Origin of the sequence: Epilithonimonas sp. UC225_85 (genome assembly GCF_042695135.1) — a bacterium.
In the GTDB taxonomy this organism is placed as follows: domain Bacteria; phylum Bacteroidota; class Bacteroidia; order Flavobacteriales; family Weeksellaceae; genus Epilithonimonas.
The window spans coordinates 2,514,001-2,539,720 of record NZ_CP170547.1 but is presented as its reverse complement, the minus strand read 5'-3'; the positions used below and the strand labels follow the sequence as shown (position 1 = coordinate 2,539,720).

Genomic DNA, 25,720 nt, shown 5'->3' with positions numbered 1-25,720 from the left:
GATTTAAATCCAAATTATTGAGAGAATGTTAAATTAAAATTTCACAAAAATCGATAATGTAAAAAAGCACATAATCGACATTATATCAAAAAGTTATAGCGTAATTTATCTTTAAATTATTGATTGAAATTTTTATAAAGTATCGATCAATCAGAGTTCTTATGCTTATATTAATTAATTTTGTAAATAAATTTTCCAATATTAATTTCAATTTCAAGAGATTGACTGATATCAACGAGACTTTTTTAAAAAAACATGAAAAATTTTACACGTTATTTATCAATACTACTTTTTGTATTCGTCAGTTTTATAAATGCAAAAGGTTTGGACATTGATTCCTTAGAACAAGAGATCATCAAAAATAACAGAGAAGGAAAACATCAGGCTTCTCAAAAGAAATTATCCGAAATCTTACTTGCCGGAAATTTAACAGAGGAAGAAGAAGCTAACGTTCTGTTTCTGATGGCTGCTACTTATCGCAGTGTAGATGATTATGTCATGTGCATAGATTATCTTAATAAATCTAGCGCTATTGTCCGTAATCTTCCTAAAACAAATCTTCTGAGGATGAAAATCGATTACGAATTCGCATTTGTCTATTTTGACAATAACGAGTTTGAAAAGTCGAAAAAAGCAATGAAACATATTGCAGATCAAAACTATACAGATGTTTATCCGGAAGATCAATCCTATATTCTGATGCAGGAAGGTTATCTTTTTTTGCGAGACAATAACTTCAAAGAAGCTGAAAAAAAATATTCTGAAGCTTTGAGTATAATGAAACAGGTAAGTTACTGTAATCTACCGGTCGTAATGGCTAAAATGATGGAGCTATACAGCCGGAAAAATGATATCAGACAAACCGAGAAAATCTATAGTGAAAGTAATAAAATCTCTGATAGTTGCGGAATCCTGAAATATAAAATTTTTACAGCATCGGAAATGGAAAGACTCTATAAGCAGCACAATATGCTGGACAAAGCTTATAAAGTTGGTCTAAAAATTGATTCATTAAAAAAGCTGGAAGGGCAGGATGTCAAAATTTCCGAGATGCATATTATAGATAAAGAATATCTGGAAAAAGATAAACAGATAGAAGAAAACTATAGTTTTTGGGAAAAGATATCAGCCTTAATTATTGCAATCATACTTTTAGGTATTATCATTTTTTCTCTTTACAAGAGTAAGAAAGATAAACAGAAACTAGAAGAAGAGATAGAACAGATTCAAGAGGATTTGAATTATTACTCGAAAAATTATAATCGAGAAGAGAAATTCGTAAATCATGAATATCATAATTCTATCGATTTTGACAAGTTAACAGAGCGTCAAAAAGAGCTTATAAAACTCATGACAAATGGACTATCTAACAAAGAAATTGCAGAGAAACTTTTCATTACAGAAAGTACAGTAAAATATCATATTAAGAATATCTATAGCGTACTAGAGCTAAAAGACAGGAAGGACTTATTCAAGAAAATGAACGGCAACTAGACCTTACAAACCTACAACATCCCATAAACACTGACTATCCCTAGGGATAGTTTTTTTATGTATAGTGATAAACTAGCCGACAGAATAGTTTATTATTATAATATTATCAATAATATTGCCCTATCATTATTTAAATCATAAGTGATTCTTTTTTAATAATCGACCCCGATTAAAGGAAATTATCATTGAGATTTTAAAATTTTATAAGCTGTTTTCTTATCACATGTCAACGCACGGTAATTAAACAATTGTTTAAATTTGCAGTGTTGATTTTTTGTAATTAAATAACAAATGATGAAAAAAAATTTTTATGTTTTATTTGCAATACTGATTGCAAATATTTTCTCAGCGCAATCTGAGTTAGTAAGATGGAATCAAGCTAATTTGACTCCCACGAACTATTCAAGTAATATTACTTCAGGTAATGCAAATTCAGGATTTGGAATATCATCACAAACTTGGGACGTAAGTTTCTTCCAAATATCAGATATTCCAGTTTCATCAACGATTGATACCAGTAAATATCTTCAATTTTCAATAGCCCCTAATTCCAATTATCAGGTTAATGTAAGTACTTTTAATTTGACTTATAGAGCACAATCTGCAGGGCAAAAATTTGAGATCAGATATTCTACTAATAGTGATTTTTCCAGTCCACAAACTCTTACCACGGTTACAACAACTGATACCAACTGGCATAGTCTGTCACAAAGCAATTTTACAAATCCTGTCATTGCTTCAGGAAAAACAATGTATATCCGCCTTTATATTTATAACGGAAATTATAATTCTTTTCATATATCAAATGGCAATGCGGGAATCGCACCAAATGTTTCAGGAACAGTTACCATAAATACGCCTGTGGCACCGGTAGCTAATAATGATACTTTTACAGTTTACAAAAATAATGATGCAGATCTTAGCATCCTTTCCAACGATATTTCTTCTACAAGTATTACTGCTATCACGATCACACAGCAGCCCGCACATGGAACTCTAACCGTAAATGGAACAACTAATGTGACATACAAACCTACAACAGGCTACACAGGTACAGACAGTTTCAAATACAAATCGAGCAATGTGACAGGAGCATCAAACGAAGCAACAGTTTCTTTGAATGTAGCAGAAAACGTAGCATCTGCCTTGGTAAGATGGAATAGCACAGATGCATCGGCAAGTATTTATAATAATAAAGTAACGTCCGGTAACGTAACCGCTACTCAAGCAATAACCGTTAATGATGACTGGGAAAATAATATTAACTATAAAATATTTGAAATCGGTGGATGGCCATCTACAACCACAATAGATAAAACCAAGTATGTTCAGTTTACCATCAGCCCGAAAAGCGGATATAAATTAAGTCTGTCAGATTTTAATCTTTTGGCAAGATCGCGAGGAACGGCAAAAATAAGAATTGATTATTCTTTGAACAGCGCATTTACTAATTCTACGATCGTCTATCCAGAGACAGATTTGGGAACTGCGTTGACAACAATATCACTTACCAACTTCCCGGCGCCCATTGCAACAGATGGTCAAGTATTATATGTGCGTGTTTATATATATAATACTTACAATAATCTCCTTTTAAGATTTTACCCAAATAATGCGATGGGACCAACTTTCAATGGGATTGTAGAATATAGCTCAACAGTTCCGATTGCGTATAACGATTCTGTAACCACGACAATTAATAATGATATTAATGTTAATGTTTTATCTAATGATGATTATAGTAATCAGGTAACGTCAATGGCTCTTACACAACCATCACACGGGGTTACAACACTCAATGCTGATAAATCAATCAACTACCTGCCGGCAAACAATTATTCGGGAACAGACTCCTTTACATATAACATCACAAATCAGTATGGTGTTTCCAACTATGCTACGGTCAACGTAAATGTTACAGCAAATAATCCGACAGTATTAACCAGATGGGATAATAGTAATTATACAGCAACATCATTTCAGGATTTTGTAAATCCAACACAGATGACAGTAACAGGCGTATCACTGACAAATGGAAACGAAGCGACTCCTGTCTTTAATATTGGCAATCTTGAAAACTCTAATGCCATCAACACTTCCAAATATGTGCAGTTTGTACTGGATAATACAAGTACACAAAAGACGATAGAACCAAAAACATTTAGTTTTATAGGAAGAGGTACTGCTACTGCGAATTACGAGATCCGGTATTCTAAAACCTCAGACTTCTCGAGTGGTGTGAGTGTACTTTCTACTGGAACATTCGGAAACAGTTATCAAACCAATACTTTTAATTTTGAAACTGGCCTAAAACTCAATGTCGGAGAAAAACTTTACATTAGATTATACCTTTACAACAGTTATTCTCAGTATCTGTTCCAATATTATTCAGGAGCAACAGGTCCGGAGATCGGCGGTGTTTTCTATAATTCAGTTTACTCATCTACAGATACAATCTGGCAAAATGCCGCCGCACCACACTGGAGCAACGGAACGCCGACTGCAGATAAAAACGCAATCATAGATACAGCATACAATACCGCATCTTATGGTAATTTTGAAAGTAAAAATCTTACAATAAACAGTGGCGCAAGTATTACTATCAATGCAGATAGTTATATTACAGTTAATGGTCAGATAGTGAACAATGCTGCTGCCACTAATTTTGTAGTAGAGTGTAATGCCAATCTATTGCAGAAGGGTGATGCTCAAAATACAGGAAATGTGACAGTTAAAAAAAGCGCAACTATTCCGAAAATGGGATATAATTATTGGTCATCACCAGTTAACGGACAGAATCTTTATCAATTCTCTGATGGTTACAACCAGGCAACGACAACAGGAACAGGAACACCTTGGAACAGATTCTATGTTTATAATGAAGCCAATGATTATTTTGTAACATCTATCGCAAACGATATTACACTCAGTTCGACTTCGGTTTTCCAGCCTTCCAGAGGATATGCTATCAGAGGAAAAAACAGTTTCCCAGATACAGTTACCAGCACATCACCGGTTTCTGAATTCAAGTTTACCGGAACGCCTCAGAACGGAGAAGTGAAATCCTACATTTTGAAATGGACAAATGCGGCGCATGGCTATAATATGGTTGGGAATCCATATCCATCAAATCTTGATTTTGAAGATCTATTCGCCGCAAACAGTACAAAAATATATGGCGTTGCCTATTTCTGGACCAATAATGATGGTCACATCCTTACGCAACAGGGAAGCAGTTATGTGAGTAATAATTATGCTTTATACAACGGAACAGGAGGTGCATCTGCTACATATTTCGGTTATAACAACAGAAAGCCAAACGGATATATTTCGATAGGTCAGGGTTTTATTGTTCAGGCAAAACAGGCGGGAAAAAATCAGGCTTTAGTATTCAATAATGGTATGAGATATGCCGGCAATGGTAATTTCTATAATAAAAATAACGGTAAGGCTATTCAAAAAGACAGATTTTGGTTAGAGTTCAAATCTCCTACTAATGTTAACAATGAAATCTTATTAGGATACATTCCAACAGCTACAGATAGTTTTGACAGTGATTTTGATACCGAATTATTGGCAGTAGGGAATGATTCTTTCTGGAGCATCCTGGACAATAAAAAATTAGGAATCCAGGCAAGACAGGCTCCAATGTATAACGGAGATGTGGTAAAACTAGGGATCAAAGCCTCAGTTACCGGTAATTATACAATCACCCTTACAGATAAAGAAGGAATATTTAATACAACTCAGGACATTTATTTGAAAGATACATATTTGAATAAATTGATCAATCTTAAAAACGAAGCTTATACTTTCTCTACAACTTCCGGTCAGTATGAGGATCGTTTCCAGATCATTTATAAAAATATAGAAACTTTGGGAACAGATACTACAATGAAAAAAGGAATTATGATCTACAAAGATCTTCAGAATTTTGTTGTAAAATCCGATGAGAATCTTGAAAATGTGAGTTTATATGATTCTCTTGGAAGATTAATATTCAGTTCAAAAAATGCCAAAAAAGAAGTTTTGATAGACAAAACCAACTTAGCAGAAGGCATGTACATTATAAAAGCAGATTCTAGAAATACAACGATGACAAAAAAAGTTTTAAAATAAACACTAAAACTTTTGAAATTTAGGAACCATCAAAATTATTTTTGATGGTTTTTTTTGTATAAATACTATTAAAAATTCATAATTTCGCTTTATGTCATTAGAATTAATATTAAAATATTTCCCGGATATCACCAGCGAGCAGCAGAATCAGTTTGCAGAATTGGAAACTTTGTACAAAGACTGGAATGAAAAGATCAATGTCATTTCCAGAAAAGATACAGACAGTCTTTACGAAAAGCATATTCTTCATTCTTTGGGCATTGCAAAAGTGATGGCATTTGCGGACAATACAAGAGTTCTTGACATTGGAACAGGAGGAGGCTTTCCGGGTATTCCTTTAGCAATTTTATTTCCAAATGTACAGTTCACACTGGTCGATAGCATTGGCAAAAAAATTGCTGTCGTGAATGGAGTAGCAGAAAGTCTCGGACTCAAAAACGTGACTGCGCATCACATGCGAGCAGAACAGCTGAAGGAAAAGTTCCATTTTGTAGTAAGCAGAGCTGTTACGCAGATGCCGGTTTTCCTGACCTGGCTGCGTGGCAAATTCGAGAAAGAACAGTTTAACCCAAAGCACAATGGTGTTCTTTATCTCAAAGGCGGCGATCTTGGCGAGGAATTAGCCGGATTGAGATGTGAGATTTTTGGACTTAAAAATTATTTCGACGAAGAATTCTTTGACACCAAAAAAGTCGTATATATATCAAAAGGCAATTTTAACAACTAAATAAAGAAACGATTATGAAGAATGTATTTATTTTATCAATGATGGCGGTGTTTTCCGCAATGGTAATTTCTTGTAAAGACAATGACGATTATCAGCAGATTACGGATGTTTATGCACAAAAGATCGACAGCGTTCATATTCCTATGGATACGATGTCGCTTGGAGTAACTCAGGAATTAAAAGTGTATTCAACTTTTACCAAAGCCTGTGAAGGAATCTACAGCTACGATTATAATTATACAAATGATTCTGTAAGAACAATTGCCAATTTTGCTTTCAAAACCAATGATGTATGTGGTGACGGAACTTATGTTGATGGCAGCCGGATCAATTTCAAACCGGTTAAAACAGGAAGGTACACCTTCAAATTCTATGTCGGAAAAGATGCCGCTGGCGCAGATACTTTTATTGAGAAAAAAGTGGTTGTAGAATAATTAATATAATTTGGGCAGCTTTATCCGCCCTCCGTTCCCGCTTTTTTCTTTTTGAGAAAAAGAAAAAGAGCTCCACTCAGGTCGGGCTGCAGTTCCAACATAAAATATGTTTTTTGGAAAATTATAGGTTTTTGGCATTTGTAAAAAAGTCATTAAAACTTATTTTATTTTATTTTGATGAGTTTATAATTTAAACTGAGCCTGCAAAATAGCCTTTGCGACTTTAAATCTTTTCAATAATTTCAAAAAATCTTGTGCACTTTGCGTTAAAAGAAACAAAAAATTAATTAAATTGAGCCTTTACTTCTAAAGGCTTTTTTTATGCAGTTTCTCCAAAGGATCATTTCAGAATTATTAGAAAATCATCAGGATCTTTCAGGCTTAGATATTGTCTTACCAGGAAAACGACCAATGGTTTTTATCAAAAGAATTCTGCAGGAAAAGCAATATGAAGGCCTTTTGCCTAACTTCGTCACGATAGACGAGCTGATCGCAGAACTTTCCGAAAATTTAGAAATTAAAGGAATCTCACTTTGGCTTTTCGCTTACCGCACTTATCAGAAAATAGATTCTTCAGAAGATTTTTCCGGTTTTCTCAAATGGTTTCCGACGCTTCAGAAAGATTGGGACGATATGATGAAGTTTTCCGATGATGATAAAAAGATCCTAGAATGGATGCTGGACGAAGAACGCATCAAAAACTGGGGCGAAAATCTTGGCGACGATGACAACGCCAGAAAAAGAAACCTGAATTTCTGGCGGAAAATGAACGAGTTCCTGCCGCTTCTGAAATCAGAGTTGAGAAATGAAAATCTCGCCACATCCGGGATGATCTATCAGGAAGCGTTTTCTAAACTGGAAAATTTCGCAAAAGCAACTAACAATTATTTTATTTTCTGTGGCTTCAGTGCTTTAACGAGAGTCGAAGAAAAACTTGTGCGGCAACTCCTGCAATGGAACAAGGCGGAAACTTATTTCCAAGCCGATCGATATTATATTGAAGATGAAAGACAGGAATCCGGAAAATTCCTGCGGGAAACGATGAAATGGAAAGAATTTGATCTGTACAGAAATTTTAACTGGATCGATGACCAATTTTCTCAGCCAAAAAACATCAGGACTTACGAAGTTTCCGGCAACATTGTTCAGGCAAAAGTTCTACCCGAAATTCTGAAGAAAATTCCAAAAGAAGAATTATCAGAAACAGCTTTGGTTCTGTTGGATGAAAATCTTCTTCCTGCCGTTTTGGATAGCCTAACTTCGGTTGAAAGCGTGAATATTACGATGGGATTTCCACTTAAAAATCTATCGTTCAGCAATGCAATCAAAAAGTTATTTTATCTGCAGAAACAACAGGAAAAAAAATCTTCCAGCTACTATTACGCCGATATTTTGCCAATTTTGGAAGAGCTGCCAAATGACGAAATAGACAGTGCCATTATACAGGAATTTATCGCAAAAATCGAGGAACGAAACATCGTTTATATTTCTAAAAATCTTCTTACAGAACTGGTTGGAAATTTGAGTTATTTCCAACTTCTTCAAAAACCGGAATCAACTCAAAGCTTTTTAGATTTATTAATTAAATTTTGCTATGAATTGAAATTTAAAGAACTGGACGATATTCAGTATGAAAATATTGCCCATTTTGAGAAAGTTTTTAAAGTCATCAAAAACCAATTGCTACCTTACAGAATTGATATTAAAATTGAGACTCTGGAAGTTCTCATCAATCAATTGGTAAACACAGAAAGCATAGATTTCGTAGGCGAGCCGTTGGCAGGATTTCAAATTATGGGACTTCTGGAAACGCGTCTTCTGAACTTTAAAAATATCATCTTACTTTCCGTGAACGAAGGAAAACTTCCGCTTGGAAATACACAGAATACATATATTCCTTTTGATGTCCGTAAGAACTTTGGACTCAACACTTTTCTTGAAAATGACAGTATCTATGCTTATCACTTTTACCGCTTGATACAGAATTCCGAGAATGTTCATTTGCTTTTCAATGCTTTGAGTTCGGGTGTCAACACAGGTGAAAAAAGCCGTTTCATTACTCAACTTGAAATGGAAAGTCCGCACAAAATTGAACATATCATCATCGAAAATACATCTGAACCTATCTCACAGGAACTAATGAAAATCGAAAAAAATAATGAAGTTATGCGGCTTTTAACGGAATGGAAAAATAGAGTTTCTGCATCGCATCTTGTCACTTATCTTTATAATCCAATCGATTTTTATCTAAGTCATATTTTAAAAGTCAGAGAAACCAACGAGATCGAAGAAGAACTTTCTCAACGGAATTATGGTAATCTGGTTCATTACGCTTTGCAGTTTTTGCACGAGCCAGTAAAGAATAAAATATTAACTGTTAATGATTTAGAAGGTTTACTTCAACAAACAGATCCGGCAATTGATTTTGCAATTGAAAAGCTGAAACATCAACCGGAATTCTATGATCGGGGAATGAATTTCATCCACAAAGAGATCGCCAAAAGGGTAGTTCGCAATATTGTAGAATACGATTTGGAACTAGTAAAAAAAGGTTCATTGCTAGAAATTATCGACCTTGAAAAAGAAATTAACTGTGATTTCTATCTTGACGAAAACAGAAATGACAAAATTAGCTTCTACGGTTTTATTGATAGAATCGACAAACTCGACGGAATCACAAGAGTCATCGATTACAAAACGGCAAAACCAAAAAATCTGACGATCAGTCTTGGCAAAAATAAAGAAGAAAAACTTCCCGAATTATTTTTCCGTGATGATTACAAACAGGCTTTGCAGCTTTCGATTTATAAATATTGCATTACCAATTCTCTGAATATCAAATCGGAAAATGTAGAAACAGCAATTTGGTCTTTTGCAGAAGTGAATAATGGTCCTCAAAAACTTAATTTTATTGACATCGAAGATTCTGAAATAGAAGATTCTATCAGAAATCTGATTGCGGAAATCCTGAATCCTGAAGTTCCGTTTGAAGAAAAAGAGAAGGTGAGTTGGTAAATTTCTACTGTTGAAAGGCTTCGACTCCGCTCAGCCTGACAATTTTAAAAATGATCGATTTATATTAACTGTCACACTGAGCGGAGTCGAAGTGTTCTGTTTTAAGGCTGACTTTTCAACTTCAAATCCGTCAATTTTGCTCTTACTTTCTTCATAAAATCTGCGCCTGGATCTTCTTTTCCCGTGAAATATTTAGGATCGGATTCTTTCCAGAGTTTAGAATTTCGGAAAACACCATATTCTGAATGTCCTATAAGATATTCAATTGGATATTTTTTGCTTAAATATCTTACAAGTTCTGCGTTGGCTTCAACCTGTTTATCTGTCAGAGGCTGGGCTTTGCTTCCAATATTTTCGACACCGATGGCGCAATAATTCAGGCCGATGGTGTGTCTTGCAAACAGTTCGGGATCAACTAACTGATAAATAGTTCCATCTCTGTCGATGAGAAAATGTGCGGAAACATTCAGTGGACTTTGATTCTTTAAAGTTGATCTTTGATTTTCAAGATACAGATTATTGAAATATTTGAAATTAGATTCAATTGTTCCGCCGGCTGTATAATGTAGAACAATTATTTTTGGAGTGATCTTTGGCGTTTTTTGATCCAGACCGTGATGTTCTTTCATATATTCCAGACTCAGCTTGATTTTTTCTTTTGAATAATCAATTGGTTTCTGAATAATTTTAAAATTTTGAGCCTGAAATAAAAAACAACAATTCATGAACATCAATAGAATACACTTTCTCATCTTTAATCTAATTTCTAACATCTAAATTCTAATTTCTATTTCTGATATTGATAATGCCCTGTAATCGTCCAGTCAAAAAGGCAATCCTGCAAAACCTGCCCAGCGCCGATGTTATGAACTATCATATATCGTTTGCCGTCTGGTGATTTCTTATTAACCACAATTCCAATATGTGTCAGATTTTTAGGCAAATCCCAGGTCACAATATCGCCGGGAACGTAATCTTTCGGATCGTTTGAAATTGCTTTTACTTTTCCAAATCTAGAGAAAAAAACCTGTAAGTTGGGAACTCTACGGTGATCGATGTTAGAATCTGGTTTTTTCAAACTCCATTTTTTGGGATACTTTGAAAAATTCTTTATCATATCTTCGTGAACTTCCTTTTGCAGATCAATTCCTAATTTACGGTAAGCACGGATCACAACATCGGTACAAACGCCTTTATCAGCGGGAACATCACCGTTTGGATATTTTAAATTAAAATAAGTTGGGTCATAAACCACTTTATCTTTAGTCAGATTGATGGCTGCAGTGGAAAGTTTAGTTTGAAAATTTTGTCCAAAAATCGTAATGGAAACAAAGAAAAGAATAGCGAAATATTTTTTCATTTTTAATGATTGATTTGAAATTATAAAAAACTCAACTTTATACAATAAACTAACAGGTCGCCCTTACGGAGCTATATTTTTTTGAAAACTTTTTTCTATTAACAATGAATCCCAAAGGGATTAAACTCTGCTCCGTTAGGAGCAAACTGGTAATAGACATAATTTGTTATTAGAGTAAAGCTCCGTAGGAGCGACCTGTTATTTGAATTTTAATATTATAATAAACTTAGTATTGGAACGAAAAAACCCACGAAATTATTCCGCAGGTTTTTGTTAAAAATATATAAGATTGATTTGGTCTTTATCCAAAGGCATTGATGCCCGTAATATCCATTCCGGTAATTAATAAATGGATGTCGTGCGTTCCCTCGTAAGTGATCACAGATTCCAGGTTTGCAGCGTGGCGCATCATGGGGAATTCTCCCATTATGCCCATTCCGCCAAGCATCTGACGGGATTCTCTAGCTATATCGATGGCCATTTTCACATTGTTTCTTTTCGCCATTGATATTTGTGCAGGTGATGCTTTGTGTTCATTTTTAAGATTTCCCAACTGGAAACAAAGCAATTGTGCTTTAGTTATTTCGGTCAGGAATTCTGCCAATTTCTTTTGCTGTAACTGAAATCCACCGATTGGTTTCCCAAACTGTTTTCTTTCTTTCGAATATTGAACTGCTGTACAATAACAGTCAATTGCTGCACCTATTACACCCCAAGAAATACCGTATCTCGCTGAATTAAGACAAGAAAGCGGACCTTTCAAACCTTCAATATTTGGAAGTAGATTCTCTTTCGGAACTTTTACGTTGTTGAAAACCAGTTCTCCGGTTTTGGAAGCTCTAAGACTCCATTTGTTGTGAGTGGTTGGTGTTGTGAAGCCTTCCATTCCCCGTTCAAGAATTAATCCTTTTACTTTTCCGTCTTCACCTTTTGCCCAGACTACAGCAATGTCTGCAACAGGAGCATTGGTAATCCACATTTTGGCGCCGTTCAAAAGATAATGGTCGCCTTGGTCTGTGAATTTTGATTCCATTGATGATGGATCAGAACCGTGATTGGGCTCTGTCAAACCAAAGCATCCGATCATATCGCCGGACGCTAATTTTGGTAAATATTTCTTTTTTTGCTCTTCAGATCCATATTCGAAAATTGGGAACATCACTAATGAAGACTGTACAGAAGCCGCTGAACGAACTGCCGAATCACCCCTTTCCAATTCCTGCATTATTAAACCATAAGAGATCTGATCTAATCCAGGTCCGCCATATTCCTCGGGAATGTAAGGTCCTAAAGCCCCAATGTTACCCAATTCCTTCATCAATCCAGGAATATCCGTGTGATCTTGTGCTGCCTGATCTATTTTCGGCATCACAAAATTCTCGACCCAGCTGCGTACGGAATCGCGGATAAGCTTGTGTTCTTCGGTTAATAAAGCGTCTATTGAATAATAATCTGGTATGCTTGTTAAAGGATAATATGACATTTTTTTGTTTTGCCTAAAAATAAAGCTTTTCCTGAATTACCGAAAAGTTTTGTTAACAAATAATTCATTTTTTGATTTTATACAGAAATTACAGAAAGTGAGTTCTCAATCAAACGACGTTTTTTATTTTTCTTTCAAATCTTTACTAACCTGTTTCTCGGCATTCTCAGCTTTCTTTTCCTGAGCGCGTTTGTCTTTTCGTTGTTGCGCTCTGGATTTTTTCTCGGCACGTTTTTCTTCTCGGATGACTTTGTTGGATTTGGTATTGTAAAGCGCATCCATAATGCCTTGTCCGGTTTTGCTGAAGATTTTTATTTTCGGTTTTTCGTGTGTTCCGGTTACTACAACTGGGAAACCAATCCATCCGCCAGGTGGCAATCCAACTCTGATTCGGAAATCTAGCAGGCCATTGAAACTGGTCGTTCCGCTGATGGAAGGTCTCAAAACTGAAACTTTGAAAGTAAACGGTTCTACGTGAATCAGATTGTTTTTGATCGTTGTATTGATATTCACCCCTTTCATATCCGGGTTATCAAAAGCGTTAGCACCAATATTATCACCAACTTCCGAAAGCATTTTCAAGTTTTTAACCTCCACATCTCTCAAGTTGACATTTCCGCCACCTTCAAGTGATGGATAAATAGGCTTCATATTAGCATCAAAATCACCTTTTAATTTATAATCGAGGGACACAATTCCTTTGACATCTTTGGCTGCTGTTGCCATTTCACGAATCATATCGATTTCCTTGTAAGCTCTTTGAACATCGAAGTTATCAACTTTCAAAGCAACATCATAATTGGCTGTAATCGGCGATTCATTCTGATATCTCGCATCAATTCCCATTCGGCTTCCGACAATGTCGAAAGTTGTATTTTTAAGATAAACTTCACCTTTGTTGACAGAAGCTAATCCAACAAGATTATTCAGTCCTAGTCCTTTGAATTCGACTTTTTTTGCATTCGCTTCCAATGAAACATCAAGGTTTGTAGGAATTATCACGACGCCGCTGCTTTTCGGATTTTCTTCTTTCGCATATTCCACAGCCAGCGATTTGCCTTTGTTATCACCTTCTTTCAGCGCCATAAACTCATCAATCAAAATATAATTGGACTTGAGATGGAATTTTCCGTGCAATGTTCCTTTTCTTTCGATAAAATAATTGATTGTATTTAAAAGATAGCCATTCAAGGCAAAATCTGATTTTCCATAAGTTGCAAAGAATTTTCTGAACCACATTTTTTCATTTTCAAATTCGAAGTTCCCTTCTTTGATAAAGAATGATTTTGGCAGATATTCCGTCGTGGCTTTGATGTTTTTCAGAATTAAGTTTCCTCGGTTATCAAGCTTGCTGTATTGTCCCGTTGTCGCGTAACTTTGACGACCATTTAAAGATAAATCTGCCATTATCAAACCGCTGACATCGAAACCTTCTTTCCTGAAAACCTGATAAATCCGGCCAATATTCAAAACACCTTTTGCTCTGACTTTGTACAACAAATCTTCGAAGTTTTGAAGGTCTGCATTCACGAAAACGGGATTTCCTTCAAAATCAAATTTAAACGGGTCAAGTTTCACGCCCAGACTTTTGAAAGTCCCATCCGTATTATAAATATTTGCTAAAATGTTGATATTCTGAATCGCATTTGGGTAATATTTGGTTTTCAGCCAGCCATTTTTAAGATTCAGATAACCTTTCGTTTTTGGGAATAATTTTTTATCAAGATTGAAAATCCCATTCGCTTGAATATCCGTTTTCATAAGGCCTTTCAATTCAATATCCTTCAGTCCTAAAGCTGAATCCAATGTCGCCAAATCAATTCCGCCTTTGATGTTGGCATTGATTTTCATCTCTTCTAATCCTTGCGTTCTTACAACAGCTCTGAACTTATTATTTTTCCCAAGGTCAAAACTCAGATTTCTCAAATCAAGTAGGAGTTTATTCGTATCAAGCGAAGGTAAATCAACATTCAAATCAAGGTTCAGATTGTTTATTGGAACCGGTGCAGTGCTGTTGGAAACGAAACCATTGTTCACTTTCAGACTGGCTTTCAAATCAGGTTTTAGATTTTTAGGTTCACTGAATCTTCCCTTTAAGCTAAAGAACAAATCACTGTTTCCTTCGATTTTCGTATCCTTCACCCAACCCAAATATTGCGGAGGCAAAACAGACAACATATCTTTAATCGTCGTTTTTTCCGAAGCTGCATTGATATTCAAATTATATCCATCTTTCAAAATACTGACGAAACCTGTAAATTTCAAAGGAAGTTCATTGATCCTTAATTCATTTTTTCTCAATACAAAAGTCAATGCATTGGTGTTAATTCTTGTAATCAAATCGGCATGCAGTGACTTTTCTTTGGCGTACCAGATTCGGTTCAAAGCGAAATCAAGTTTATCGATTCCAAGGTCGGTTTCGAGGTCGAAAATATCCTCACTCAATCCACCTTTTCCTGTGTAGTTAAGACCTTTTGCAGTTACCAAAACATTGGCTGCGTGGTCATTGTATTTGATATTCCAATTTTTTAATTTGATTAAATCCAATTTGATAGATGCGCCTGCTTCGGTTGTATCTTTAGGCTTTTCCGAAGGTTTGGAAACGTAAACATTGTAATTTGCCTGACCTTTGGAATTGACAAAAACATTGGCTACAGCGTCATTCACATAGATTTCGTCGATTTTGATTTCCTGGTCAAAAATTAAATTTTTAAGATTGATTCCGACCGAAACATCTTTTGCCGCAAGCAATGTATCTTGCTCAAATGGCTTTGAACCTTTGAGTAGAAAATCGTCCACAGAAACAGTGAGAGAAGGGAAGTGGCGGAAAAAAGTAAGGTGTGTTTTTTTATAATCGAGTTTGCCAGCCAAATGTTTGTTAGCGAATATTTTAACTTGTTTTTCAATTGTTCCAGGAAAAAGAATCGGAATAATGAACATTAGAAATAGGATAGAAGCAATTGTAATTCCCAGCCATTTTAATATTTTCAGCAATACTGATGTGATATTTCCCGCACTCATAAACTTAAATTTTTATGATTAATTCAAAGATTGTGCTAAAGAAAAAATGCTCTCAGAATTGAAAGCATTTTAATTGTTGTTAATTATCTTAAAGTGAGATTGATATTCTCGTGCGATTCTATAATTTCAATTAAAATTTCAAATAATGTTTGTCCGTTTCCATCAATTAATTCATTAAGTTTTTGTTGGATTAATTTGACATTAAATGGTTTTCCAATTTGGATTTTATTCTCGTAAAATTCTTTAGTCAAGTCAAAACCTAAATCTTCTTTTGATTTTTGAGAATCTTTCCAGGTAATATCTGTTTCAATTCCATACAAAATATCATCAAAACCATCCATCGTTCCGACTTTCCAGTCTTCATCTTTCATAAAAAGCTGAGAAATTTCTTCGTAGAAACCTTCCATATTCGAAAAATGACTGCCATTGATGACAGTCATTTTCTTTTTATTGTTATTTGAAGTACTCAACTCCATTTTTAAATATGTTGTGGTAATTCGCAGTTGGAATATTTTTCATTAACCCTTCTGCAAAACGTTCAGGGTGTCCCATTCTACCATAGATTTTTCCGTCCGGACTCGTGATTCCTTCAATTCCGAATAATGAATTATTTGGATTGAACGGCATTCCGTGAGCGATGTTACCGTCTAAATCTAAATATTGTGTTGCAATCTGTCCGTTCTCATACAACTTCTGAATTTCTTTTTCAGAAGCCATAAAACGACCTTCACCGTGAGAAATCGGAATCGTGAACACCTGATTTTTCATTCCTTTTAACCAAGGAGATTCGTCGTTTACAACTCTTACATTCACCATCTGAGAAATGTGTCTTCTGATCGCATTGTGAGCCAAAGTTGGAGAATTTTCATCCAAATCTTTGATCCTTCCGTAAGGCAGCAACCCAGATTTTACCAACGCCTGGAAACCGTTACAGATCCCGATAATCATTCCGTCTCTGTCCAGTAATTCGTGAACTGCATTTCTCATTTTTTCATTTTTCAAAACGTTTACAATGAATTTTGCAGAACCATCCGGCTCGTCACCTGCAGAGAAACCTCCTGAGAAAGCCAAAATCTGAGAAGTTCTGATTTCTTCAACCCACGCATCAATACTTTCATCCAATAACTGGTGATTGATATTAATTAAAGGTAAGCTGTTCACAACTGCACCTTCTTTTGCAAACGCATTCAACGTATCATACTCACAGTTTGTTCCCGGGAAAACTGGCGCAAATACTTTTGGCTTTGCGATTCCGTGTTTTTTAATGATGATATTTCTTGGGTTGATTGAGTTTAATTTCTCATCAATTTCAACCGTCAGTTTTTCTTTTTCAACAGTTGGGAAAAGGTTTTCAAACGTATTTGTATTAGCAGCTAGAAGTTTGTTGATCGCAATTGGTTGATTGTTGATCGTTAGAACTTCATCTGCAACAACTTTTCCTATTAATTGAAGATTTGTTGAGCTTAATTCTTCTTTAGATTCAATAATTAAACTACCGATATTTTTAGTTAATAAAGCATTTTCATCAACCGTAATTTCAGCTCCTAATCTGTTTCCGAAGCTCATTTTAGCTAAAGCAACCGCAACTCCACCTTCTTTCACCGTTTTCACAGAAACGATCTTTCCAGCTTTGATATTTTCGAAAATAAATTCAAAAACAGTTTTTAAACTGTCATAATTTGGAAGTCCGTTTTCCTGAGCGATATGATTGAAGAAATAAACTTTATTTCCTTCCCCTTTAAATTCAGGAGAGATAATATTTTTCTTTTCTCCGTTCGCACAAGCGAAAGAAATCAACGTTGGCGGAACATTCAGATCCTGATACGTTCCACTCATTGAATCTTTTCCTCCGATGGCAGCCAACCCAAAGTTAATCTGAGCATCATAAGCTCCTAAAAGTGAAGCCAAAGGTTTACCCCATTTTTCAGGGTTTTGACCTAATTTTTCAAAATATTCCTGGAAACTGAATCTAATATTTTTGTAATCGCCACCCATCGCTACGATCTTTGCAACACTTTCAACAACAGCGTAAGAAGATCCCAACAAAGAATTCTGCTTAGAAATCTCCGCATCAAATCCCCAACTTGCCAAAGAAACGGTTTCAATATTTTTTGCTCCGATGATTGGTAACGTCTGAACACTTCCTTCCATCAAAGTCTGCTGATATTTTCCACCTAAAGGCATCGCCACCGTAGTCGCACCAATCGATGAATCAAACATTTCAAGCAAACCTTTTTGAGAAGCTACATTTTTATCGCTTAATATTTTTAAGAAATTCTCTTCATTAAATGCAGGAGTTTCTTCTTTTACTTCATTAAGGTGAGTAATTTTAACTTCCTGACTTTTAGAACAACCATTTGTATCTAAAAACGCTCTTGACAGATCAACAATTTTATCGCCTTTCCAGAACATCTGCATTCTTCCTGAATCGGTCACTTTTGCAACCTCAACAGCAACAATATTTTCAGCTTCACAGAATTTGATGAATTTTTCTTTATCTTTTGGTTCAACCATAACCGCCATTCTTTCCTGAGATTCAGAAATAGCAAGCTCAGTTCCATTTAAACCTTCATATTTTAAAGGTAAAACATCCAAATTAACTTCCAAAGAATCAGCGATTTCACCGATCGCTACGGAAACACCTCCAGCTCCGAAATCGTTCGACTTTTTAATCAGTCTCGTCACTTCCGGATTTCTGAATAATCTCTGGATTTTACGTTCTTCAACGGCATTTCCTTTCTGAACTTCAGAACTCATGGTGTGGATAGAAGTTTCGTCCTGCTCTTTTGAGCTTCCGCTTGCGCCACCAACACCGTCACGACCCGTTGCACCACCTAAAATGATTATAGAATCACCAGCTTCAGGCTTTTCACGTCTTACCCAATCCACAGGAACTGCTCCGGCAACGAAACCAACTTCCATTCTTTTTGCTTTGTAGCCTTCATCGTAGATTTCGGAAACCATTGTAGTCGCCAAACCTATTTGGTTACCGTAAGAAGAATATCCGTTCGCCGCCTGTTTTGTGATTGTTTTTTGAGGTAATTTACCCGGTAAAGTTTTATCAACCGATTCCAAAACATCAGCAGCACCCGTCAATCTCATAGCCTGGAAAACGAAAGAACGTCCGGACAAAGGATCTCTGATCGCACCACCTAAACACGTTGAAGCACCTCCGAAAGGTTCAATTTCCGTCGGGTGATTGTGTGTTTCATTTTTGAATAATAAATACCACGGTTCTTTTTTACCATCGTATTCAGCTTCGATTTGGATCGTACATGCGTTGATTTCATCAGAAACAACAAGATTCTCCAAATTCCCTGTTTTATGGAAATATCTTCCGCAAACTGTTGCCAGATCCATTAAAGAGATTGGTTTTAATTCGCGTCCTAAGAATTTTCTTTTTTCGATATAATCATTGAAAATCGTTTCCAATGTATGTTTAAACTGTCCTTCAAATTCAATATTCGACAATTCTGTTTCAAACGTTGTGTGACGACAGTGGTCACTCCAATAGGTATCTAAAACTTTAAGTTCAGTTTCCGTAGGATTTCTCTGTTCAGTTTTAAAATATTCCTGAATGAATTTCAAATCATCCAAACCTAAAGCAAAACCGTGATTGTTAAAAAAATCTTCAAGTTGAACATCATCAAAATTGATAAAACCTTCGTGAACAATTACTTTTGACGGCGTTTCTTCTGCAGGAATATTTAAAATTGATAAATCTTTTTCCTGAGATTCTACCTTGTTGATGAGAAGATCTTTGATTTTTGCTAAATCAGATTCAGAAACGCCTTCAAACTCGATCAGTTTACCGCTTCTAACTTTAGATTTCTCATTTTCAGTCAATAAGGCGATACACTGTTGAGCAGAATCGGCACGCTGATCGTACTGTCCCGGTAAAAATTCTAATGCGAAATGAGTTCCTTGTGCAGGATTTTCCTCGATTAAAATATCAGTAACCGGATCTACGAAAGTGCTGTTTACCACTTTTTCGAATTCACCATCATTTAATCCAAAAATATCGTAAACATTATATACTTTTACGCTTTGGATTGACGGAACCACCGCTTTTACTTCATCAAAAATTTTTGGACTTTCTACATCGAAAATTCCTCTTTTTTCTACGAAAATTCTTTTGTTCATTTTTATAGATATGAGATTTTAGCTTTCATTCTAAAATCATTTATTAGATTTATTTTTATAACAAAAAATGCAGCCGAGGCTGCACAAATTTATACTTTAAGATCTGATTCCAAACCAATCAATTCACTGTTCGCATCCAAAATTGGCTGAACTTCATTCGCAATGAATTCTTCCGTCTGGATTGGTGCAAAACCGATAAAGTTTTTGGGGTCAAGAACTTCTTTTAGTTTGGATTTATCGAGTTTTAAAGAATAATCGTTTAAAATCCTTTCGATAAGATCATTTTCTTTACCTTCTTCTTTCACCTTTTTCGAAGCTTCCATCGAGTGAAGTCTGATTATTTCGTGGATTTCCTGACGGTCGCCACCAGCTTTCACTTCTTCCATAATGATGTACTCAGTCGCCATAAAAGGAAGTTCTTCTTCGATGTGTTTGTTGATTCTGTTAGGATAAACTACGATTCCATTCATAATGTTATTCCAAATCAACAAGATTGCGTCAACAGCTAAAAATGCCTGAGGAATTGTCAATCTCTTGTTTGCAGAATCGTCCAAAGTTCTTTCAAACCATTGTGTAGAAGCGACCATTGCAGAACTTGTCGTTAAAGACATAACGTATTTTGCTAAAGCTCCAATTCTTTCACTTCTCATAGGATTACGCTTGTAAGCCATTGCCGAAGAACCAATTTGATTTTTTTCGAATGGTTCTTCAATCTCTTTTAAATTTTGAAGAAGACGTAAGTCGTTGGTGAATTTATGTGCGGATTGAGCGATATTTCCTAATAAAGCAACCACTTTTGCATCAATTTTTCTGTCGTAAGTCTGTCCGGAAACGCCGAAAACTTTTTCGAAACCGAATCTTTTTGAAAGTTCTTTATCAAGATGTTTTACTTTAGAATAATCTCCGTTGAAAAGCTCCAAGAAACTTGCAGCAGTTCCTGTTGTTCCTTTTACCCCTCTGAATCTTAATGTTTCTAGGAAGAAATCAAGCTCTTCGATGTCTAAAACCAAACTTTGTAACCAAAGTGTCGCTCTTTTTCCAACAGTCGTCAACTGAGCAGGTTGAAAGTGAGTAAATCCTAAAGTCGGTAAATCTTTATATTGAATAGAAAACTCGGCAAGATTCTTCATTACGTTGACCAACTTTTTCTTAATAATTAAAAGTCCGTCACGGATTTGGATTAAATCTGTGTTGTCTCCTACAAAAGCGGAGGTTGCTCCCAAGTGAATAATTCCTTTTGCAGAAGGCGCAACGTCACCATAAGTATGAACATGAGCCATTACATCGTGGCGGAATTTTTTCTCGTATTCTGCTGCTATTTCATAATCGATATTTTCAACATTGGCTTTCAACTCTGCGATTTGTTCGTCTGAGATCTCCAGACCGAGGTCTTTTTCGATTTCAGCGAGAGCTACCCAAAGTTTTCTCCAGGTGCGGAACTTGTTGTTATGAGAAAAATTAAACAGCATTTCTTCACTGGAATACCGCTCTTCCAATGGGTTTTTGTAGGAATTCATTTCTTTCTTTTTACTTTTTTAGATTACACAAAATTAAGAAAATTAACCGACTGAATAAAATCAAATTAAATATAGGATTCTGATTTAACCAAATAATAATTTTTGAATCAAATAATCGGCGGGATATTTGTATCTGAAATTTAAATCTAACAAAATGGTGTCTAAAAATACTTCCGAAATAAGAGTCAGCGTGACTACAGAGTACGATAATTTCAACAGTTATCCTTCTGAAAACCGCTTTGTTTTTCGATATAACATTGAAATCGAAAATCTCGGATCTTTACCTGTGAAACTGCTTTCCAGAAAATGGATGATATATGATCTGGGATTTGGATTCACAGAAGTTGAAGGTGCTGGTGTAATTGGTTTAACTCCTGTCATAGAAAGCGGCGAAAAATTCAGCTATTTTTCTAATGTTATTCTAAAATCGGGTGTTGGAAATATGGAAGGGCATTATGTTTTTGAAAATTTTGAGAAGGGGACTTTTAATGTCGCAATTCCAAAGTTTAATTTGGTTTCTGAAGTTTTGAGTAATTAAATTATCGAAAATTCTAAAGCGTTGAATAGCAATGCAGCCCGGCCTGAACGGAGCTCTTTTTCTTTTTCTTAAAAAAAGAAAAAAGCGGGAGTGGGGGACGGAAATAGCTGCCCAAATCCTACAGAAACTTAATTTTTTTACTGAAAACTTCTTTAATCTCTTCATTTCTTGAGATCATCAACCTTTCAAAGCTTAGCAGAGAAATTTTCGCACAAACTTCTGCGTCTGCATCAGCTCTATGATGATTAAAGTTGATTTCGTGATGTTCTGCAAGACTTTTCAATCCATAACTTCTCAGGTTTTTCCAAGCTTTTTTTGCAACACCAATGCTGCATAAGTAATTAATTTTCGGTGTAAAAAATCCGTAATGATCCAGACAACCACGCAAAACGCCGGCATCAAAAGAGGCGTTGTGGGCAATCATCAGATTTCCATACATCAATTTTTCTATCTCATACCAAATATCCCCAAAAGTAGGAGAGTTGCGAACATCTTCAGGATTGATACCGTGAACTGCTACGTTGTGATAATTGAAATAGGGGTACGAAGGCGGTTTTATAAGCCAGGATTTGGTTTCCTTGATCTGGCCGTCTTCCACAATACAAATTCCCAGCTCGCAGGCTGAGTTTTTTTCGTGGGTTGCAGTTTCAAAATCTAAGGCTATGAAGTTCATCGTATTAATTTTTTTTTGAACCTAAAAAATGCTTGAACATCAACCATTTGGTTTGGTAATAAGGATCAATCTGATGTTTTTGTCTTAACTGAATTGACTTAGGAAGCTGGATGTAAAAATAAACATGAGCTTTTAGAACTGCCCAAAGAAATTTCCATCCATTTTTGTAAGCTAAATAAACTGCTGCATAACCGTCTAAATGTAATCTAAGAAACAGAATATAAAAGACTTTTGATGAAGGAAGATTTTTTAACATCATTGACAAATTATTCCGGAAATTGAGATAAGTTTTCTCCGGATTTTCTTTTTTTAATGTTCCGCCGCCAACGTGATAAACTGTGGATTTTCCAGAATAATAAATGTTTCTGCCTTCATTTTTAAGCCTCCAGCAAAGATCAATCTCTTCCTGATGTGCAAAGAATCTCTCATCAAAACCATTCATTTTCCAAAAATCGTCGGAACGGATGAATAAAGAACAGCCCGATGCCCAGAAAATTTCGGTTTCGTCATCATATTGTCCGTGATCCAGTTCTATATTTTCAAAAACCCGTCCTCGGCAATACGGATAACCCAAATTATCAATTAAACCACCGCCAGCACCTGCAAACTCGAATTTGTCTTTTTGATTATAATCCAGAATTTTAGGTTGAATTGCAGCTATTGTTTGATCTTCGGAAAAGAGTTTTATAATTGGTGTAATCCAGTTTTCTGTGACTTCTACATCAGAATTTAACAGGCAATAGATGTCAGCTTTAACTGATTTTAATCCTTCATTATAACCAGCAGCAAAACCTGAGTTACTTTGATTTTGAATGATCTTGACTTTAGAAAAATTCGATTTTAAAAACTGAATAGAATCGTCTGTAGAAGCATTATCTATGACGTAAATGTCTGCTTCTTCGGAATATTTTAAAACCGATGGCAAGAATTTTTCCAGCCAGTTTTTGCCATTCCAATTAAGTATAGCGATTGCGACAGTCATCTAATCTTCGTAATTTTTGATTGAATCCTGATATTTCCATCTTCTGTGAGACCAAAGCCAATTATCCGGTCTTTTTTTGATTGTATTTTCTAACAGCTTATGGAATTTTTTAACCACTTCGTGTTCTACAAATTTTTCTCCGTCCGGATAAATTCTGTGATAATTAACCTGATAGAAGCCACGTTTTACCTTTTTCATCTCACAATAGATAAAGGCCATATCCATTCTAGTTGATAATTTATCATAACCAATGAAAGCTGGTGTTCTTTGATTGAGAAAGTTAAGACCAAAATTGACGTTAGAAACGTGAGGCGTCTGATCTGCTACAAACATATAGACACAATCTCCGTCGTTTGGAGTACGGAAAATATGTTTTATAACTTCATTAGCTTCCAAAGATTTGTTATTGAATCTGTTACGAATCATTTTTATCTTTTGTTCCCAAAATCTATTGGTCATTTTTCTATAAACAGGATGGCTGTTTTTCTGAGGAATAATCGTTGATAAAGCATTGAACCATTCCCAGTTGAAAACATGTCCCGGAAAGAAGTATGATATTTTTACCTTCGGCCTTTGCTTCATGAAAGAGATCTTGATTCAGATGCTGCATTCTTACTCTGGATTCGGTATTGCTAATTGTAAATGCTTTGAGCATCTCAGCAAGGTAATCACAAAAATTGGAGAAGAATTTTTTTGAAATTTCCCTGATTTCTTTTTCAGATTTTTCAGGAAAAGCATTTTTTAAATTATTTAAAACGACCGATTTTCTATATCCTATAACATAATAATTCAGGAAAAACATAATATCTGAAAATACATATAATATTCTCAGTGGAAGTTTGGAAATAAGTAATAATATGCTGAATAAAAATTGATTCAATGTATAATGAATATTGGCAAATATACTGAAAAACGGCGGGATATTTGCTTAAATTTGGGTTTGTAAAATCAATATTTAACAAATGAAAAAGACAATCATAAAATTATTCTTGCTTGGAAGTGTATTGACGATTTCTGTAGCAAATGCTCAATCGAAAGAAAATCCACTTACTAAGGAGCAAATAGAAGCTAAAAAGAAAGCTGCAGCAGAAGAAAAAGCAAAATTACCAAAGCCATATCACCCCGAAGCAAATGCCGAAATGGACATTCAAAATGCTGTGAAACTGGCTAAGAAAGAACATAAAAATGTTTTGATCCAAGCGGGCGGAAACTGGTGCATCTGGTGTTTGAGATTCAATAATTATGTTCAACAGACGCCGGAACTTAAAAAGTTAGTTGATGAAAATTATGTTTATTATCATTTGAATTGGTCTCCGGAAAATAAGAATGAAAAAATCTTCACCAGTTATGGAAACCCTGGAGAGAAGTTTGGCTATCCTGTTTTCATTATTCTGGATGAAAATGGCAAACAGATCCATACGCAGGACAGTTCTGTTCTGGAAGAGGGAAGTGGTTATAGTCCGGAAAAGGTCAAAGAATTCTTTAATTCCTGGAAAGTGAAGAAATCTTAGAAATATAATTTATAAAAAAACCATCCTGAAATTTCGGGATGGTTTTTTTATGATTTTTAAAATCCTGATTAAGCTTCTTCAGAAGGTGTTTCTTCTGCAACTTTAGCTTTAGGAGCAGCCGGTTTAGGAGCTTCTACCGGAGCATCAGAAACTATAGCGAAATCGAAATTGTACTCTACAGTTCTGTGAAGTCTGATCAATGCTGTCACTGTACCAGTTCTTTTGATTGTATTTCCAGGGATTTTGATATATTTTTTATCAACGCTTACGCCAGATTTTTCCAAAGCAGCAGCAAGATCTGCATTGTTGATAGAACCGAATAATCTGTCACCAGAACCTACTTTTGCAGGGATAGTGATAGATGTTTTCTTCAATTGTTCAACTACAGCGTTAGCAGCAGCAACCAATTTGGCTTCTTCTTCTTTTCTTGATTCCAAAGTAGCTTCCAAAGCTGCTTTGTTTTTAGGAGTTGCCAAAAGAGCAATACCTTGGGGTAGTAAAAAGTTACGAGCGTAACCTGGTTTTACATTTACTGTATCAAACTCAAGTCCTAAGTTTTCTACATCTTGTTTTAGGATAATTTCCATTGTTGTTGTCTTGTTTAGATTTAGAAGTTAGAGGTTAGAAGTTAGAGGCTAGAATTAAGATCAACGATCTGAAGTCTAATATCTGAAATCTAATATCTAATATCTAAAACAGTTAG

Annotated in this window: 17 protein-coding genes and 1 pseudogene; 7 read left to right on the top strand and 11 right to left on the bottom strand. The window is 35.3% G+C overall.

All coding sequences use genetic code 11. From position 1 onward, the window contains the following. Positions 1-255: 255 nt before the first annotated feature. The 5 genes from ACFJGY_RS11675 to ACFJGY_RS11655 all read left to right on the top strand — a co-directional run bounded on the left by ACFJGY_RS11675 (position 256) and on the right by ACFJGY_RS11655 (position 9,789). A complete protein-coding gene (locus tag ACFJGY_RS11675) occupies positions 256-1,494 on the top strand; it encodes a LuxR C-terminal-related transcriptional regulator (RefSeq protein WP_379964089.1) in 1,239 nt (412 codons plus the stop codon). A gap of 291 nt (positions 1,495-1,785) precedes the next feature. Next, complete coding sequence (locus ACFJGY_RS11670; protein ID WP_379964087.1) at positions 1,786-5,613, top strand: Ig-like domain-containing protein; 3,828 nt, start codon at positions 1,786-1,788, stop codon at positions 5,611-5,613. A gap of 91 nt (positions 5,614-5,704) precedes the next feature. Then, on the top strand, positions 5,705-6,340 hold the full coding sequence (gene rsmG, locus ACFJGY_RS11665) for a 16S rRNA (guanine(527)-N(7))-methyltransferase RsmG (protein ID WP_379964085.1): 636 nt from the start codon (positions 5,705-5,707) through the stop codon (positions 6,338-6,340). A gap of 14 nt (positions 6,341-6,354) precedes the next feature. Further along, the gene (locus ACFJGY_RS11660) at positions 6,355-6,774 is read left to right on the top strand and encodes a hypothetical protein (RefSeq protein WP_379964082.1); all 420 of its coding nucleotides are present in this window, start codon (positions 6,355-6,357) and stop codon (positions 6,772-6,774) included. A 321-nt stretch (positions 6,775-7,095) separates the two neighbouring features. Further along, a complete protein-coding gene (locus ACFJGY_RS11655; protein ID WP_379964080.1) occupies positions 7,096-9,789 on the top strand; it encodes a PD-(D/E)XK nuclease family protein in 2,694 nt (897 codons plus the stop codon). Between the two features lie 101 nt (positions 9,790-9,890). On the opposite strand, the gene ACFJGY_RS11650 is transcribed toward ACFJGY_RS11655, so the two are convergent. The 7 genes from ACFJGY_RS11650 to purB form a co-directional block, all read right to left on the bottom strand. Beyond that, positions 9,891-10,541, bottom strand: a complete 651-nt coding sequence (locus ACFJGY_RS11650; protein ID WP_379964078.1) for an N-acetylmuramoyl-L-alanine amidase — start codon at positions 10,539-10,541, stop codon at positions 9,891-9,893. A gap of 35 nt (positions 10,542-10,576) precedes the next feature. Beyond that, positions 10,577-11,149, bottom strand: a complete 573-nt coding sequence (locus tag ACFJGY_RS11645) for a DUF1287 domain-containing protein (protein WP_379964076.1) — start codon at positions 11,147-11,149, stop codon at positions 10,577-10,579. A 301-nt stretch (positions 11,150-11,450) separates the two neighbouring features. Then, entirely contained in the window at positions 11,451-12,632 is a 1,182-nt protein-coding gene (locus tag ACFJGY_RS11640) for an acyl-CoA dehydrogenase family protein (protein WP_379964074.1), read from the bottom strand. Between the two features lie 123 nt (positions 12,633-12,755). Next, positions 12,756-15,653: an AsmA-like C-terminal region-containing protein gene (locus ACFJGY_RS11635; RefSeq protein ID WP_379964072.1), complete on the bottom strand. Its 2,898-nt coding sequence runs from the start codon at positions 15,651-15,653 to the stop codon at positions 12,756-12,758. An 83-nt stretch (positions 15,654-15,736) separates the two neighbouring features. After that, positions 15,737-16,129, bottom strand: a complete 393-nt coding sequence (locus ACFJGY_RS11630) for a ribonuclease inhibitor (protein ID WP_379964071.1) — start codon at positions 16,127-16,129, stop codon at positions 15,737-15,739. Then, positions 16,107-19,796, bottom strand: coding sequence for a phosphoribosylformylglycinamidine synthase (locus ACFJGY_RS11625; RefSeq protein WP_379964070.1), 3,690 nt, complete (start codon positions 19,794-19,796; stop codon positions 16,107-16,109). Before ACFJGY_RS11625 ends, ACFJGY_RS11630 begins: the two co-directional genes overlap by 23 nt. A gap of 89 nt (positions 19,797-19,885) precedes the next feature. Beyond that, a complete protein-coding gene (gene purB / locus ACFJGY_RS11620; protein WP_379964068.1) occupies positions 19,886-21,313 on the bottom strand; it encodes an adenylosuccinate lyase in 1,428 nt (475 codons plus the stop codon). 154 nt (positions 21,314-21,467) lie between these two features. Between purB and apaG the strand changes: the two genes are divergently transcribed. Continuing rightward, the gene (gene apaG, locus ACFJGY_RS11615; RefSeq protein WP_379964066.1) at positions 21,468-21,851 is read left to right on the top strand and encodes a Co2+/Mg2+ efflux protein ApaG; all 384 of its coding nucleotides are present in this window, start codon (positions 21,468-21,470) and stop codon (positions 21,849-21,851) included. Positions 21,852-21,969: 118 nt separating this feature from the next. Here the strand turns inward: apaG and ACFJGY_RS11610 are convergent, their stop codons facing one another. From ACFJGY_RS11610 to ACFJGY_RS11600, 3 genes and pseudogenes are all read right to left on the bottom strand, one after another. Beyond that, positions 21,970-22,524 (bottom strand): 3'-5' exonuclease, encoded by a 555-nt coding sequence (locus ACFJGY_RS11610; protein WP_379964064.1) that lies wholly within the window; start codon positions 22,522-22,524, stop codon positions 21,970-21,972. A 4-nt stretch (positions 22,525-22,528) separates the two neighbouring features. Next, positions 22,529-23,506: a glycosyltransferase family 2 protein gene (locus ACFJGY_RS11605; protein WP_379964062.1), complete on the bottom strand. Its 978-nt coding sequence runs from the start codon at positions 23,504-23,506 to the stop codon at positions 22,529-22,531. Then, a pseudogene (locus ACFJGY_RS11600) lies at positions 23,507-24,386 on the bottom strand (lysophospholipid acyltransferase family protein). An 82-nt stretch (positions 24,387-24,468) separates the two neighbouring features. On the opposite strand from ACFJGY_RS11600, the gene ACFJGY_RS11595 reads away from it, so the two are divergent. Continuing rightward, a complete protein-coding gene (locus ACFJGY_RS11595) occupies positions 24,469-25,017 on the top strand; it encodes a thioredoxin family protein (RefSeq protein ID WP_379964060.1) in 549 nt (182 codons plus the stop codon). A gap of 68 nt (positions 25,018-25,085) precedes the next feature. On the opposite strand, the gene rplI is transcribed toward ACFJGY_RS11595, so the two are convergent. Beyond that, on the bottom strand, positions 25,086-25,604 hold the full coding sequence (rplI, locus tag ACFJGY_RS11590) for a 50S ribosomal protein L9 (protein ID WP_379964058.1): 519 nt from the start codon (positions 25,602-25,604) through the stop codon (positions 25,086-25,088). Positions 25,605-25,720: the final 116 nt, after the last annotated feature.

Bases quoted from the DNA above. Each gene is read 5' to 3' on its own strand.
- ACFJGY_RS11655 (WP_379964080.1), top strand. From the start codon at position 7,096: ATGCAGTTTCTCCAAAGGATCATTTCAGAATTATTAGAAAATCATCAG.
- ACFJGY_RS11670 (WP_379964087.1), top strand. From the start codon at position 1,786: ATGATGAAAAAAAATTTTTATGTTTTATTTGCAATACTGATTGCAAAT.
- ACFJGY_RS11640 (WP_379964074.1), bottom strand. From the start codon at position 12,632: ATGTCATATTATCCTTTAACAAGCATACCAGATTATTATTCAATAGAC.
- ACFJGY_RS11630 (WP_379964071.1), bottom strand. From the start codon at position 16,129: ATGGAGTTGAGTACTTCAAATAACAATAAAAAGAAAATGACTGTCATC.
- apaG (WP_379964066.1), top strand. From the start codon at position 21,468: ATGGTGTCTAAAAATACTTCCGAAATAAGAGTCAGCGTGACTACAGAG.
- purB (WP_379964068.1), bottom strand. From the start codon at position 21,313: ATGAATTCCTACAAAAACCCATTGGAAGAGCGGTATTCCAGTGAAGAA.
- ACFJGY_RS11595 (WP_379964060.1), top strand. From the start codon at position 24,469: ATGAAAAAGACAATCATAAAATTATTCTTGCTTGGAAGTGTATTGACG.
- ACFJGY_RS11660 (WP_379964082.1), top strand. From the start codon at position 6,355: ATGAAGAATGTATTTATTTTATCAATGATGGCGGTGTTTTCCGCAATG.
- rplI (WP_379964058.1), bottom strand. From the start codon at position 25,604: ATGGAAATTATCCTAAAACAAGATGTAGAAAACTTAGGACTTGAGTTT.
- rsmG (WP_379964085.1), top strand. From the start codon at position 5,705: ATGTCATTAGAATTAATATTAAAATATTTCCCGGATATCACCAGCGAG.
- ACFJGY_RS11635 (WP_379964072.1), bottom strand. From the start codon at position 15,653: ATGAGTGCGGGAAATATCACATCAGTATTGCTGAAAATATTAAAATGG.
- ACFJGY_RS11650 (WP_379964078.1), bottom strand. From the start codon at position 10,541: ATGAGAAAGTGTATTCTATTGATGTTCATGAATTGTTGTTTTTTATTT.
- ACFJGY_RS11625 (WP_379964070.1), bottom strand. From the start codon at position 19,796: ATGAACAAAAGAATTTTCGTAGAAAAAAGAGGAATTTTCGATGTAGAA.
- ACFJGY_RS11675 (WP_379964089.1), top strand. From the start codon at position 256: ATGAAAAATTTTACACGTTATTTATCAATACTACTTTTTGTATTCGTC.
- ACFJGY_RS11610 (WP_379964064.1), bottom strand. From the start codon at position 22,524: ATGAACTTCATAGCCTTAGATTTTGAAACTGCAACCCACGAAAAAAAC.
- ACFJGY_RS11645 (WP_379964076.1), bottom strand. From the start codon at position 11,149: ATGAAAAAATATTTCGCTATTCTTTTCTTTGTTTCCATTACGATTTTT.
- ACFJGY_RS11605 (WP_379964062.1), bottom strand. From the start codon at position 23,506: ATGACTGTCGCAATCGCTATACTTAATTGGAATGGCAAAAACTGGCTG.